Below are 13,991 nucleotides of genomic sequence, written 5' to 3' on the forward strand. Positions count from 1 at the left end.
GCCGGGAGTGATCGATGCCAAAATCGGTTTTTCGGTTCCTGTCGCGGCAGCCGGAAGCGGTGGAGATCGAGAACGACCGCTATGCGCTGAGGCTTCCGCGCTACCAGGATTTCAACCAGTGGCACAAGCTGCGCGCCGCCAGCCGCAAGTTCCTGGAACCCTGGGAACCCACGTGGCGGCGCGATGAGCTGACGGAGGGCGCCTATCGCGCCCGTGTCATCCGCGGCAAGCAGGAATACGCCTCCGGACAGGCGATCCCGCTTTTCCTGTTCCTGAAACCGGACATGGAACTGCTCGGCGGGATCACGATCGGCTATATCCGTCGCGGTGCGGCGCAGAGCTGCATGATCGGCTACTGGATGGGCGAGAAGCATGCCGGCCAAGGCCATATGTTCGCCGCACTTCAGTTGGTTATACCCTATATCTTCGCAGGGCTTGAGTTGCACCGTATCGAGGCAGCCTGTATTCCGGAGAACGCACGAAGCATTCGCCTGCTTGAAAAGGCTGGGTTTCAGCGGGAAGGCTATCTGCGCGGATACTTGAAAATAAACGGTCAGTGGCATGACCACGTGATGTATTCACTGCTTGCCACCGATGCGGATACAGGCAGGAAAACCGACAGCCGATGACCACGAACCGCATGCTGCCCAAATCACCGTCCGGCCGATTGATCGCGGTGATCGCAGCTCTTTTCCTGTCGATGCTTGCATTGGCTGCAGGCGTTGCGCAGGCGGCGGAACCGGTGAAGATTTCCCGCGACGACACGGCGCTCGATCTGACCGCGACGACGGAAATCTATGCCAACCAGGGCGAGGCCTTCCAGGTTTCGACGGCTGCAGGCGCAGACGGCATCCGCCGGCGCATCGAGGTGCGCGCCAGCTCCGAAAATCACCAGGGTGACTGGGCCGTCTTTGCGCTCGCCAATGTCTCGGAAGAGCAGCTCGAGCGCGTTATCGTCGCTCCGCATTTCCGCCTTGTGAATTCCAAGCTTTTCTGGCCGGACCTCGGCTCGCAGCGCATCATGGCGATTACGCCGAGCGAAGGCTTTGCGCTCGACCGCCAGCCAAGCGACGAGGCCGACGTCTTCCGCATCACTCTGAACCCCGGCGCGGTCATCACCTTCGTTGCCGAGCTTGCGACGCCCGAGCTGCCGCAGATCTATTTGTGGGAGCCGGACGCCTATAAGGACACGATTAACGCCTTCACGCTCTACCGCGGCATCGTGCTCGGGATTGCCGGCCTGCTTGCCGTGTTCCTGACGATCCTCTTCGTCGTCAAGGGAACTTCGATGCTGCCTGCGACGGCGGCACTCGCCTGGGCGGTGCTCGGCTATATCTGCGTCGATTTCGGTTTCCTTGGCAAACTCGTCAGCGTTGCCTCGGCAGACCAGCGAATATGGCGCGCCTGTGCGGAAGTGGCGCTGGCGTCGAGTTTCGTGATCTTCCTGTTCACCTATCTGAACCTCAACCGCTGGCACACGCATCTCGGCTACGCCACGCTCGCCTGGGTGCTCGGCCTTGCGCTGCTCTTCGGCGTCGCGATCTACGATCCCTCGATCGCCTCCGGCATTGCGCGGCTTTCCTTCGCGCTGACTGCGACGATGGGCATAGTGCTCATCATCTATCTCGGCTTCAACCGCTACGACCGCGCCATCCTGCTGGTACCCGCCTGGGCGCTGATCCTGGTCTGGTTGTTCGGAGCATGGCTGACCGTGACAGGCCGGCTTGACAACGACATCATCCAGCCGGCGCTCGGCGGCGGCCTCGTCCTCATCATTCTGCTGATCGGCTTTACAGTGATGCAGCACGCCTTTGCGGGCGGCGCCTTCCAGCAGGGCCTGTTCTCCGATCTCGAACGGCAGTCTCTGGCGCTGACGGGCTCCGGTGATATGGTCTGGGACTGGGACGTGGCGCGCGACCGCGTCGTCACCATTCCGGATGTTTCCGTGAAGCTCGGATTGTCGCCTGGCTCCATGCATGGTGCAGCCCGCAACTGGCTGCCGCGGCTTCACCCGGACGACCGCGACCGCTTCCGCGCGACGCTGGACGTGCTGCTCGAACATCGCCGCGGGCGGCTGAACCATGAGTTCCGCATCCGCGCCGAGGACGGACATTTCCATTGGCTGCTGATCCGCGCCCGGCCGGTGCTCGGCTCGAACGGCGAGATCATCCGCTGCGTCGGCACGATCGTCGATGTCACGGAGCAAAAGAATTCCATCGAGCGGCTGCTGCATGACGCATTGCACGACAATCTCACCGGCCTGCCGAACCGCCAGCTCTTCATCGACCGCCTACAATCGGTACTGGCGCTTGTGCCCGGCGGCGAAACGCTCAGGCCGACGGTGATGGTGATCGATATCGACCGCTACAAGCTGGTGAACGATTCGCTCGGCGTTGCAGCCGGCGACAACATTCTGATCGCGCTCACCCGCCGCCTCCGCCGTCTCCTGAAACCGCAGGATACCCTGGCGCGCCTTGCGGGCGACCAGTTCGGTCTCATCCTCGTTTCCGAGCGCGACCCGGCGAAGGTCGCCGATTTTGCCGATGCCGTCAGCAAGGCGATCATGGTGCCGATCAATTTCGGCAATCGCGAGATCATCCTGACGGCCTCGATCGGTCTTACCTCATGGGTCGATCAGCAGGAAAACGCCGCCGGCATGCTGAGCGATGCAGAGCTTGCCATGTACCGTGCCAAGCGCGCGGGCGGCAACCGCGTCGAACCCTTCCGCCCCGCCTTCCGCGATTTCGGCGCCGACCGCCTGCAGCTCGAATCCGACCTCCGCCGCGCCATCGAGCGAAAGGAACTGTCGATGGTCTACCAGCCGATCGCGCGGCTGGAGGATGTCGAGATTGCCGGCTTCGAGGCGCTGATGCGCTGGGAACATCCGAAGCGCGGCAACATTCCGCCATCGGAATTCATCCCGATTGCCGAAGCGTCGGATATCATCGGCTCGCTTGGCTTGTTCGCGCTCGAACAGGCGACCAGCGATCTGATGGCCTGGCAGAACCAGACCGGCGAACTGCCGATCTTCGTCTCGATCAACCTGTCGAGCGTGCAGCTCCTCAACAACGAACTCTATGACGACGTGCGCTCGGTTCTTTCGAAGACCCATTGCGAGCCGTCGCGCTTGAAGCTGGAGCTGACGGAATCCATGGTCATGGAAAATCCGGAGCAGGCGCGGCTTGTGCTGCAGAAGCTCAAGGAGGCCGGCCTCGGCTTGGCGCTCGACGACTTCGGCACGGGCTACTCGTCGCTCGCCTACCTCACCCGCTTCCCCTTCGACACGATCAAGCTCGACAAGGCGCTGGTTCGCGACGACAGCGACAAGAAGGCAACCATCCTCAGGTCGGTCATCTCCATGGCGCGCGAGCTGGACATGCAGGTCGTCGCCGAAGGCATCGAATCCAATGAGGATGCCATCGAGCTTGCCAAGATGGGCTGCAGCTACGGCCAGAGCTACCTTTTCGGCCCGCCGATGGGCTCCGATTCCGTGCTGCGCCTGCTGAAGGAACGCTTTCCGCTGACGAAGCGGGCTTAAGGCATTTCAAATCAATGCTGGTGTGAATGGCCCCTCACCTTCCCCTATCCCGAGGGGAGAAGCGAAGCCGAGATGCCGGTTACCTCGTCGATACATCCGAGAGCTTTGTGAGCCTCAGCCGCATATCCCTTCCCCCGGCGGGTAGAAGGTGCCGGCAGGCGGATGAGGGGGCTCACGCCGCAGTTCTCGGTGACAGCGCCGACGCATCCTGAATGAGCTTGTGCAGATATTCGAGCTTCGCAACGACGGCCCGGGACAGCACGAAAGGATAGGCGTCTGGCTGGCCCATGCTGCGCTGGATGGCGTTGATTGCGACGCTGAGCGGAACCCAGGCGCTGACGAGCTGTTCGGCGCTTTCCGCCCTGTATGGATTGAAATCCACTTCCGAAGCCATTTCCTCATGGCCGCTGGGATCGATGGCGATGCCGAAAGCTCGGGCCGTCTCCAGCGTATCGACGATGTGGAGGTAGTGGGCGAAGCACTCGGCGAAGTCTTCCCATGGGTGTGACGATGCATAGGCGCTGATGAACCTCTCCCGCCAGCCGACGGGCGGGCCGTTGGCATAGTGGTTCTGAAGGGCTGAGCGGTAATCCTGGCGTTCGTCGCCAAAGACGGCGCGGAAGGCATCGAGGCCGTTAACATCGCGCACCAGCTTGTTCCAGACGAAGTGGCCGGCCTCATGGCGGAAGTGGCCGAGCAGCGTGCGGTAAGGCTCGTTCATCATGGCGCGGGCCTGCTCGCGCGTGGCGTCGTCGGCTTCCGCCGCGCGGATGGCGATCAGGCCCTCCTCATGTCCGGTCCTCGCGGGAAGGATGTTGCCGTCATTCTGAACCGTGTCTTCGAGGAAATCGAAAACGAGACCGCCGGCGGGATCTTCCTGCCGGTCGGGATGCGGCAGGTTCCAGCGCAGCAGCGAATAGAAGAGATGGCGTTGCGCCTGGCTGATGCGGCGCCAGCGCGCAATGCCGTCCTGGGTTCCGGTATTCGGCACCAGCCTATTGTGGCGGCAGGCGATACAGAATTCATGGGTGTCATCCTCCGCAAGCAACCAGTTGCAGATATCAAGACCGGCATTGGCGCAGAAACGGATCCTGCGTTCCGGATCTGCGACGAGCCGCCAGTGCATTTCGTCGCGCGGCTCGAGCGCGTGCATGCAGAGATCGTCCGGCAGGAAGCCGAGGCGATGATTGCAGCGGACGCAATGGCGGTTGTCGAAGTGGACGACCTGGTCGCAATTGTCGCAGGCGAAGAGCCTCATGATTACCCTCAACGAATGCCGACGAACCAAAATGCCTGCTGCGCGGCGCGCAACAGGCATTTCGGCGGCGCGCCATCTGGCACGCTTGCCGGAAGAAAACGTCATGTCAACGAAATCGTTCCTGGATTAGAGATCACGCATGCCCGGCTTCGGCGGAAAGCATGGCGGCGGTAATGCCCATGCCCGCAAGCGCGCGTTCGTATTTGTCATCGAGATTGCGGTCGAAGATCAGCGCCTCATTGGCAGCGCAGGTCAGCCAGCCGTTGCTCGCGACTTCCATTTCCAACTGGCCGGCACCCCAGGAGGAATAACCGAGCATCATCGTTGCCCTCTTCGGCCCGCCGCCCTTGGAAATCGCGCGGACAATGTCGAGCGTTGCCGTCAGGCAGATATCGTCGCTGATCGGGATGCTGGAGTCGCTGATGTAATCATCGGAATGCAGCACGAAACCGCGGCCGCTTTCCACGGGACCGCCTGTCTGGATCGGGAAATCCCGGGCGTGCTCCGGCAGGACGATCGGCTCCTGGTCGTTGACCATTTCGAGATGCAGCAGTACGTCGGTGAAGGTGAGGTTCTGGGGGCGATTGATGATGAAGCCCATGGCACCGGCCTCGGAATGGGCGCAGATATAGATGACCGAACGGAAGAAGTTGCTATCTTCCATGCCCGGCATCGCAATCAGGAACTGCCCGTCGAAAAAGCCGCGTTCCCGTCTGTTTTTCAGCGTGGATAGGGACATATTTCCTCCTGCTGCCAGACGTACCAACAGCCCTATAAAAGAAACATGGGGCAATGCTGCAGATCAATCAACCGAAAATGAAGAATTTAGATGGCCGAACTTCTGGCGGCGAAAGGCGATTTTCGATAAACCGTTGTTCCATGACGACTATTTCTTTCGAATTTCGCCGGCTTCTGTACACCGCCGTCTGCGTGACCGCCCTGGCCACCTCCGTCGGGCCGGTGCGCGCCGAAATGAGCGGCTGGGCCGACAATCAAGGCGGACGGATGCGGCTGATCGCGCTGCCGCCGGACCTCGACGGCACGATGCGCGGCGCGCTGCAGATCGAGCCGCGGCCCGGCTGGATCACCTATTGGCGCGAGCCCGGCAACAGCGGGATACCGCCCCAGATCACGGTTGCGCCGGAAAGCGGCATCGAGCTGAAGGCAATCCGCTACCCGGTGCCGAAGCATCTCGTCGACGGCAAGATAGACGACATCGCCTATGACGCGCCCGTTTCGCTGCCGCTGACCTTCTCGGCGGAGGACGCCTCCCGGCCGCTCGAACTGAAGGCGAGCGCATTCATCGGCATCTGCAAGGATATCTGCATTCCGTTCCAGGCCGAATTCTCGCTTCCTGTTGGTTCCGCCAATCAATCCCGCCCGGAGGAAGAAGCAATTCTCAAGAATGCCGAGGCCTTCCTGCCGGAAGAGCCGTCGTCGCAGTTCAAGGTGACGTCCCACGCGTTTTCGGCAGACATGAAGCAACTCCGCCTGCAGGTTGCCCTGCCCGACGGCGGCGACACCGCGCCGGAGGTGATCCTCACGGGGCCGAACGGATACGTCTTCACCAGGAAGCTGATGAACAAGCGCGACGGAAAGAACTTTTCGACATCGATCGCCATCGACAAGCTTCCGAGGAACTATGAGGTCGCCGGGAAAAGCTGGAGCGTCCTGATCATCGACGGCGGCCGCGCCATGGAGACGCCGCTTGCCTTTGACTGACCGGCTTTTATAGTCGGCTCCAACCCGTCCCCGCCGCAATCATCAAGACCGAGGAGAAACCCATGACCATCGCGATCGGCGATAAGCTTCCTGCCGCCACATTCAAGGAAAAAACCGCGGATGGCCCCGTGCAGATTTCGACCGAGCAGCTCTTCAAAGGCAAGCGCATCGTGCTTTTCGCCGTACCCGGCGCCTTTACGCCGACCTGCTCGCTGAACCATCTGCCGGGCTATCTCGAAAACCGCGATTCCATCCTCGCCAAGGGCGTTGACGATATCGCGGTTCTCTCCGTCAACGACTGGCATGTCATGGGCGCCTGGGCCGAACAGTCCGGCGGCATGGGCAAGATCCACTTCCTCGCCGACTGGGACGCAGGCTTCACCAAAGCACTTGGCCTCGAAGCCGACCTTTCCGCCGGCGGCCTCGGCGTGCGGTCCAAGCGCTACTCGATGCTCGTCGAGGACGGCGTCGTGAAGTCGCTGAACGTCGAGGAAAGCCCCGGCCAGGCAACTGTCTCAGGCGCTGCGACGATGATGGAGCAGCTCTGAGACGAGCGGCAAAGACGGCGGCTGAACCCAGCCGCCTCAGGCCGGTAAATTGGTTTATTTCGGCAGGTTCTTGTCGACCAGGAATTCAGGCAGGAACCGGCGCATGAGGCTGACTTGGCCCGCGAGTTTTCCCGCAGTGTAGCGCCTGTTCGGCGCGCGCGTTTGTCGCCGTGGGCGCTCGGCCGGAAAACCCTGTTGACGGCATAATGATCAAGTCGCAACGCAGCCAATCCACATTGACTGCATTCGACAGCACACGGCCCTGGCCACTTTGGTTCAAGAAGACAATCGGGGTAATGCTCTCTAAAAGGCTGTGCCATCGGGTGGCAACTGCAGCATGCTCATTAGAATCGACAAGGGATCAGATCGACATCGCTGTATGCGTCAGCTGTCCCTCGACCATAGCTTCCTCCGAGAAAGAGCGCCTGAACCAATTTTTGGTCCGCTGTCCTGATCGTAATCTGGCTTATCAAAGCGCTCTGATCCATAAGCCCGCCTCCGTCGCAGCACTTCCGGCTAACGGCGATATTTTCTACGTCTGAATTTTGCAACGGGACAAGGCAAGCTTTTTGGCTTCCAGTCCTTATCGGTATCCGCCCTTTTTGATTTTCGGCCGGCTCGACAAGGCCGTCAATTTGCCATATTCGTTATAACATAACTTGTAATGTTATTACGTTAAGGGCATCACTTATGAACAGATTACCTTTCGCCTCCGGTGTGCTCCTGCCCTCCGCCGCATCCCGTGTTGCCTGCGTGCTCAGTGTCATCGCCCTCCTCTGGGCGGCGATCCACTGGGCAATCGTCCTGCCATGAGCGGCCAGCTGATCGGGCTCGACAACCTGACCGTCGCTTATGATCGGCACCCGGCGGTGCACCATGTTTCCGGTTCCATTCTCGCAGGCAGCCTGACTGCGATCGCGGGGCCGAACGGTGCGGGAAAATCGACGCTTCTGAAAGCCATCATGGGCGAGCTGCGGCCCGCCGAAGGGCGGATTTCCCATCGGCTGCAGCGCACGGATTTCGGCTACCTGCCGCAGGCGGCCGAGATCAACCGGCGTTTTCCGATCTCGGTGTTCGATGCCGTGCTGCTCGGTGCCTGGCGAAGCAGCGGCGCTTTTGGACGCGTCTCCGCGCACGAGACCGCCAAGGCCCGCGAAGCGCTTTCCGCGGTCGGGCTCGAAGGTTTCGAGAAACGCCATATCGGTTCGCTGTCGGCCGGGCAGTTTCAACGTGTGCTTTTTGCCCGGCTGCTGCTGCAGGACGCCAAGCTCATCCTGCTCGATGAGCCCTTTACCGCCATCGACGCTCGCACGACGAAGGATTTGCTCGATATCGTCGCGCGCTGGCACGGCGACGGGCGGACCGTCATTGCCGTGCTTCACGACTTCGACCAGGTGCGGGCGTATTTCCCGGAGACGCTGCTGATTGCCCGCACGCTGATCGGCTGGGGGCCGACCGGCGATGTGATGTCGGCCGCTAATCTTCTCAAGGCACGCGCCATGGCCGAGCGCTGGGACGAGGACCCGAGAGCCTGCGAGCCTGCGGCATGACGGCCTACGACATCTTCCTCGCGCCATTTGCCGATTACGGCTTCATGCGCCGCGCGCTCGTCGCCTGCCTTTGCCTCGGGCTCGGCGCCGGCCCGATCGGCGTCTTCCTGATGCTGCGGCGCATGAGCCTGATGGGTGACGCGATGAGCCATGCCGTGCTGCCGGGTGCGGCGATTGGCTACCTCGTTGCGGGATCGCTATCGCTCACCGCCATGGGCATCGGCGGCCTTTTCGCCGGGCTTTCCGTCGCGCTGCTCTCGGGCATCGTCAGCCGGACGACGGTGCTGCAGGAGGACGCGAGCTTCGCAAGCTTCTATCTCGCCTCACTGGCGCTCGGCGTGCTGATCGTTTCGCTGCGCGGATCGAACGTCGACCTGCTGCATGTGCTCTTCGGCACCATTCTGGCGATCGACGCCCCTTCCCTCGTTCAGATCGGGGCGATCACCTCGGTGACGCTCGTCGTGCTTGCCGTCATCTACCGGCCGCTGGTGGCTGAATGCTTCGACCCCGGGTTCCTCAGGGCCGTCGGCGGCCGGGGACCGGTCTATCACGTGCTTTTCCTGTTCCTCGTCGTGCTCAACCTCGTCGCCAGTTTTCAGGCGCTCGGCACGCTGATGGCCGTCGGCTTGATGATGCTTCCGGCGGCGATCGCGCAGCTCTGGTCGCGCAGCCTGCCATCGATGATGGTGATCGCGGCGATCAGCGCCACCTTCTCCGGTTACCTCGGGCTTATCGCCTCCTATCATCTCGAGCTCGCCTCCGGCCCGACCATCATCATGACGGCGGCGGTGATCTACGGGCTTTCCATCCTCTTCGCGCCGTCGGGCCTTGCCCGGCGCCTCTTTCCCCGCCCGCATCTGAAGGGCTGAACTCAAGGAGACTTCGATGATTTCCCGCAGACTGCTTCTTTCCACGGCCATTCCCGCGCTGATCGCCCTTTCGGCCTCATCCGCCTCTGCCGGGACGCTGAAGGTGGTCGCCTCCTTCACCGTGCTTGCCGATGTCGTCAGCCAGGTGGGCGGCGACCACGTGACTGTCACAAGCCTCGTCGGCCCGAATGGCGACCCCCACGAGTTCGAACCGTCGCCCGCCGATGCCAAGCATCTGAAGGCCGCGCAGGTGACCTTCGTCAGCGGCGAAGGCCTTGAAGGCTGGATGGACCGGCTGATTTCCGCCTCCGGCTACAAAGGAACGCCGGTCACCGTTTCCGACGGCATCAAGACGCGCACGATGGAAGAGGACGGCGAGACGGTCACTGATCCGCACGTCTGGAACAGCCCGGTCAACGTCAAGGTCTGGGTCTCCAATATCGAAAAGGCGCTGTCGGCCGCCGATCCGGCGGATGCCGGCGCCTTCAAGGCGAATGCCGAGCGCTACACGAAGACGCTCGACGCGCTTGACGCCTATGCGCGTTCGAAATTCGACGCGGTTCCGGATGACCGGCGCAAGGTGCTGACGAGCCACGACGCCTTCGGCTATTTCGGCCGCGAGTACAATGTCAGCTTCCTCGCGCCGCTGGGCATGTCGACCGAAACCGAAGCCTCGGCCGCCGACGTCGCCAAGCTGATCGAGCAGATCAAGACGGAACATGTGAAGAGCTATTTCTTCGAAAACTCTAACGATCCGCGCCTCGTCAGGCAGGTCGCCAAGGCAACGGGCGCCGAACCCGGCGGCGAGCTCTATGTCGAATCGCTCTCGGATGCAAAGGGACCGGCGCCTAGCTATGAGAAGATGTTTCGCTACAATGTCGACCAGATCGCCGCGGCGCTGGGGAAATCGAGCTGACTGCAGACCCGGCCGCGGAGAAATCCGCGGCCTCTCTCAGAGATTGAAATCGAAGACTAGGAGGCCGGCAAGGCCTCCATCCGTCGAGGAGATAATGCGCTCGCCGACGGCCACATGCTCGGGATGCACGAGATAGGCATCCCGTGCGCCTGCACTTTCGAAGGTCACAACGAAGCCATCGACGAAGCCGCCATGCAGCCCCTCCGGCGAGACATTGGGGCCATGTTTGATATCGAGAATGCCGGGAATCACCTGCTTCAATGCGACGACCGATTCGAACAGCGCCTGCTTCTCCTCGCCCGTCATCGCGGCCTTCAGCCTCAGAAATACGCAGTGCAGGATCATATGATGGCCTCCCTATGGTGTTGGCGGCAGAATAGAGGGAACGAGGCAGAGGGCAAGGGGATTGCTGTGGACTTTCCGGCTGCTCTCCTTGAAACCGTGTCCGGGTCCTCCACCTTTCCAGAGTGGTGCCAATTACGAATGCGGGAGCGCCAGGAGCGAGCCTGCTGGCCACAGATCATTCAGCAGAGCACACCGCCCTGCTGTCCATCCGCATTGACCGGCGGCTATGAAAGATTCGAGGCCCTCCCTCTTCGTTTCAAATGAAGGGAGATGGAAATGGCAAAGGTCGTTTGCGTCCTCTATGACGATCCGGTCGACGGATATCCGAGCGCCTATGCGCGCGATGGCCTGCCGAAGCTCGAACACTACCCCGACGGCCAGACGCTTCCCACCCCGAAGGCCATCGATTTTCAGCCGGGCGTGCTGCTGGGCAGCGTTTCCGGCGAACTGGGCTTGCGGACGTTTCTCGAAAGCCAAGGGCACAGCCTGATCGTGACCTCGGATAAGGATGGTCCCGGCAGCGTCTTCGAACGCGAGCTTGCCGAGGCCGAGATCGTGATCTCGCAGCCTTTCTGGCCAGCCTACCTGACCGCCGAACGGATCGCCAAGGCGGCCAAGCTGAAGCTGGCAATCACCGCCGGCATCGGCTCGGATCATGTCGATCTCCAGGCCGCGATGGACCGCGGCGTCACCGTCGCCGAAGTGACCTACTGCAACTCGATCAGCGTGTCCGAACATGTGGTCATGACGATCCTCGGCCTTGCCCGAAACTATATCCCCTCCTACCAGTGGGTCGTGAAGGGCGGCTGGAACATAGCCGACTGCGTCGCGCGTTCCTACGATATCGAGGGCATGGAGATCGGCACGGTGGGCGCAGGGCGGATCGGCAGCGCAGTGCTGCGCAGGCTGAAGCCGTTCGACGTCAAGTTGCACTATACCGACCGCCACCGGCTTCCCGATGCGGTCGAGAAGGAGCTTGGCGTTACCTTCCACAAGACCGCGGCGGACATGGTGCCGATCTGCGATGTCGTGACGATCAACGCGCCGCTCCATCCGGAGACGGAAAACCTCTTCGACGCGGCGATGATCGACAAGATGAAACGTGGCGCCTACCTGGTGAATACGGCGCGCGGCAAGATCTGTAATCGCGATGCCGTCGCGCGGGCACTGGAGAACGGCCAGCTTGCGGGTTATGCCGGCGATGTCTGGTTCCCGCAGCCTCCGCCGAAGGACCATCCGTGGCGATCGATGCCGTATCACGGCATGACGCCGCATATTTCAGGATCGTCGCTGTCCGCCCAGGCGCGTTACGCCGCCGGTACGCGGGAAATTCTCGAATGCTGGTTCGAAGGCAGGCCGATCCGCGAGGAATATCTGATCGTCGACGGCGGCAAACTCGCCGGCGCCGGCGCGCACTCCTACAGTGCCGGCGATGCGACGCGCGGCTCTGAAGAGGCGGCGCGTTTCAAGAGCTGAAGGCGCGTTATTCGGAAGGCTGGACCGGCTCTCGTTGCTCGCCGAGAGCCGACGCGGTTGCAGGCATGCATTACCGTCGGCAATGTTATGCCGACTTGTTCGCTTCAATGAAACGACGGAGCGCTGTGGCAGCGTTCAGCATATGTGCTCGCATGCGCCGAGATGCCATTTCGCCGTCACCCTCCGCGATCGCCTGCATGATTGCATCGTGCTCGTCCCGAGATTTACGCATCCGATCGCCTTGTCGAAGTTGCGTGCGCCGGAAGGCGTTCAGCCTCGTGCGCACCGCTATCGCTTGTTCGGCAAGAAAGCCGTTGTGGGTGGCGCGATAGATCGTCTCATGGAATTCGCGGTTGAAAGCATCGTACGCGTCAAAATCACCGTTCTCGACAATCTCGTGGGACATGTCGTGCAGTCCGATCAGGTGGCTTCGCTCCAGCGGAGTCATACGGTAAGTCGCAAGCCGCACGCACATGGCCTCGATTTCGGCCGACGTCTCAAACATGTCCATGATGCGCTCGGGGGTCATGCGTGCGACGACGACGCCTCGCCGTGCGCGAACCTCGACGAGGCCGCTGGCCGCCAATTGACGCAGCGCTTCCCGAACCGGAGTACGGGAGGCACCGAAACGGTCGGCGAGCTGCTGTTCGTCCAGCGAAGCACCCGCTGCCAGCGTGCCCGCCGCAATTTCATCCGTCAGCGCGTTGCGAATACGGTCAGACAGGAGTTCCCGATCATCGCCATCATCTCCAGCTTCTGATCCGTTTGCCATGCAAATCCTCCCTGAACCGGTCGTGCTTCCGGCCCGTATGCGAATATGCGTAAACACAGGTTAAGCGCATGCAAAACCATTATCACGAAGCTGTTATGCATTCAATTATTGAAAAAATCGCGTCATGAGAATACATTCTTCCGATCAATGTTACATCCTGCATACATAAAAGCTTGCAAAGCCTTCCAACTATTCGACGCAGAAGGAAGCCAAATCATGATGATGACAAGACGTACTTTCTCAGCCGCCATCGTTGCCAGCGCTGCTGCCTCTCTTCTCTCAACCAGCAGCATGGCCGCACCCTCTGGTACGGTGAAGGCCCGCAACGTCGTCCTGGCGCATGGGTTGTTCGCCGATGGGTCGTGCTGGTCCGAGGTGATTACCCGACTGCAGGCGGCGGGGTTCAATGCGACGGCCGTGCAAAATCCGCTAACGACGCTGCCTGAAGCGGTATCCTCCGTTGAGCGCGTGCTGGCACGGCAGGATGGCCCGACGGTTTTGGTCGGGCATTCCTTCGCCGGAATGATAATAACGGAAGCCGGGATGCATCCTAACGTATCGGCACTCGTTTATGTCGCGGCGCGGGCGCCGGATGCGGGCGAGGATTATACGGCATTGGCCAAGACATTTCCCCCGCCGCCGGCTTCCGCAGGCATTGTTTTCGATGGCGACGAAGGGCGCCTCAGCGAGGCGGCATTCCTGCATGATTTCGCGGGCGACCTACCGGAAGCAAAGGCGAAGGTGCTTTATGCAGTCCAGGCGCCATTCAACAAGGCTCTCCTTACAGGCAAGACCACACAGGCGACTTGGCGTTCGAAGCCAAGCTGGTATGCCGTATCGACAGAAGATCGCACGATCAATCCAGAACTCGAACGCTTCATGGCCAAGCGCATGGGAGCCAAGACCATCGAACTGAAGGCCAGCCATCTTTCACTGATTTCCCATCCCGATGAGATCACCCAGCTGATCATCGAGGCGGCGGGATAACATACATGAC

15 protein-coding genes are annotated in these 13,991 nt (G+C 61.4%); 10 read left to right on the plus strand and 5 right to left on the minus strand.

The genetic code is table 11. From position 1 onward, the window contains the following. Positions 1-14: 14 nt before the first annotated feature. On the plus strand, positions 15-629 hold the full coding sequence (locus tag BN1800_RS12540; RefSeq protein WP_027507689.1) for a GNAT family N-acetyltransferase: 615 nt from the start codon (positions 15-17) through the stop codon (positions 627-629). Beyond that, the gene (locus BN1800_RS12545) at positions 626-3,538 is read left to right on the plus strand and encodes a sensor domain-containing phosphodiesterase (protein ID WP_086997882.1); all 2,913 of its coding nucleotides are present in this window, start codon (positions 626-628) and stop codon (positions 3,536-3,538) included. The genes BN1800_RS12540 and BN1800_RS12545 overlap by 4 nt, the downstream gene beginning before the upstream one ends. A gap of 172 nt (positions 3,539-3,710) precedes the next feature. Here BN1800_RS12545 and BN1800_RS12550 read toward each other — a convergent pair whose 3' ends face one another. Together BN1800_RS12550 and BN1800_RS12555 are read right to left on the minus strand one after the other, a co-directional pair. Further along, complete coding sequence (locus BN1800_RS12550; protein WP_086997885.1) at positions 3,711-4,796, minus strand: zinc-binding metallopeptidase family protein; 1,086 nt, start codon at positions 4,794-4,796, stop codon at positions 3,711-3,713. Positions 4,797-4,929: 133 nt separating this feature from the next. Further along, positions 4,930-5,535: a YqgE/AlgH family protein gene (locus tag BN1800_RS12555; protein ID WP_027507692.1), complete on the minus strand. Its 606-nt coding sequence runs from the start codon at positions 5,533-5,535 to the stop codon at positions 4,930-4,932. 140 nt (positions 5,536-5,675) lie between these two features. Here BN1800_RS12555 and BN1800_RS12560 point away from each other — a divergent pair, with 140 nt between their 5' ends. Beyond that, on the plus strand, positions 5,676-6,518 hold the full coding sequence (locus tag BN1800_RS12560; RefSeq protein ID WP_086997888.1) for a protein-disulfide reductase DsbD domain-containing protein: 843 nt from the start codon (positions 5,676-5,678) through the stop codon (positions 6,516-6,518). 62 nt (positions 6,519-6,580) lie between these two features. Then, on the plus strand, positions 6,581-7,066 hold the full coding sequence (locus BN1800_RS12565) for a peroxiredoxin (RefSeq protein WP_086997891.1): 486 nt from the start codon (positions 6,581-6,583) through the stop codon (positions 7,064-7,066). Between the two features lie 344 nt (positions 7,067-7,410). Here the strand turns inward: BN1800_RS12565 and BN1800_RS43885 are convergent, their stop codons facing one another. Beyond that, on the minus strand, positions 7,411-7,554 hold the full coding sequence (locus tag BN1800_RS43885) for a nucleotidyltransferase domain-containing protein (RefSeq protein ID WP_143533964.1): 144 nt from the start codon (positions 7,552-7,554) through the stop codon (positions 7,411-7,413). 202 nt (positions 7,555-7,756) lie between these two features. On the opposite strand from BN1800_RS43885, the gene BN1800_RS43410 reads away from it, so the two are divergent. From BN1800_RS43410 to BN1800_RS12580, 4 genes are read left to right on the plus strand one after another with little or no spacing between them, the layout of a single operon-like run. Next, a complete protein-coding gene (locus BN1800_RS43410; protein ID WP_260307763.1) occupies positions 7,757-7,879 on the plus strand; it encodes a hypothetical protein in 123 nt (40 codons plus the stop codon). Next, complete coding sequence (locus BN1800_RS12570; protein ID WP_086997894.1) at positions 7,876-8,616, plus strand: metal ABC transporter ATP-binding protein; 741 nt, start codon at positions 7,876-7,878, stop codon at positions 8,614-8,616. Before BN1800_RS43410 ends, BN1800_RS12570 begins: the two co-directional genes overlap by 4 nt. Next, entirely contained in the window at positions 8,613-9,485 is an 873-nt protein-coding gene (locus BN1800_RS12575) for a metal ABC transporter permease (protein ID WP_086997897.1), read from the plus strand. The genes BN1800_RS12570 and BN1800_RS12575 overlap by 4 nt, the downstream gene beginning before the upstream one ends. A 16-nt stretch (positions 9,486-9,501) precedes the next feature. Next, positions 9,502-10,401 carry a metal ABC transporter substrate-binding protein gene (locus BN1800_RS12580; protein ID WP_086997899.1) on the plus strand — a complete coding sequence of 300 codons (900 nt, stop codon included), beginning with the start codon at positions 9,502-9,504 and terminating at the stop codon, positions 10,399-10,401. A gap of 36 nt (positions 10,402-10,437) precedes the next feature. On the opposite strand, the gene BN1800_RS12585 is transcribed toward BN1800_RS12580, so the two are convergent. Further along, complete coding sequence (locus BN1800_RS12585) at positions 10,438-10,746, minus strand: Dabb family protein (protein ID WP_027507698.1); 309 nt, start codon at positions 10,744-10,746, stop codon at positions 10,438-10,440. 276 nt (positions 10,747-11,022) lie between these two features. On the opposite strand from BN1800_RS12585, the gene BN1800_RS12590 reads away from it, so the two are divergent. Beyond that, positions 11,023-12,222 (plus strand): NAD-dependent formate dehydrogenase, encoded by a 1,200-nt coding sequence (locus tag BN1800_RS12590; protein WP_179213784.1) that lies wholly within the window; start codon positions 11,023-11,025, stop codon positions 12,220-12,222. A gap of 85 nt (positions 12,223-12,307) precedes the next feature. On the opposite strand, the gene BN1800_RS12595 is transcribed toward BN1800_RS12590, so the two are convergent. Then, entirely contained in the window at positions 12,308-12,994 is a 687-nt protein-coding gene (locus BN1800_RS12595; protein WP_086997905.1) for a GntR family transcriptional regulator, read from the minus strand. Between the two features lie 216 nt (positions 12,995-13,210). Between BN1800_RS12595 and BN1800_RS12600 the strand changes: the two genes are divergently transcribed. Continuing rightward, on the plus strand, positions 13,211-13,981 hold the full coding sequence (locus BN1800_RS12600) for an alpha/beta fold hydrolase (protein ID WP_027507701.1): 771 nt from the start codon (positions 13,211-13,213) through the stop codon (positions 13,979-13,981). Positions 13,982-13,991: the final 10 nt, after the last annotated feature.

Origin of the sequence: Rhizobium sullae (assembly GCF_900169785.1) — a bacterium.
Taxonomy (GTDB): domain Bacteria; phylum Pseudomonadota; class Alphaproteobacteria; order Rhizobiales; family Rhizobiaceae; genus Rhizobium; species Rhizobium sullae.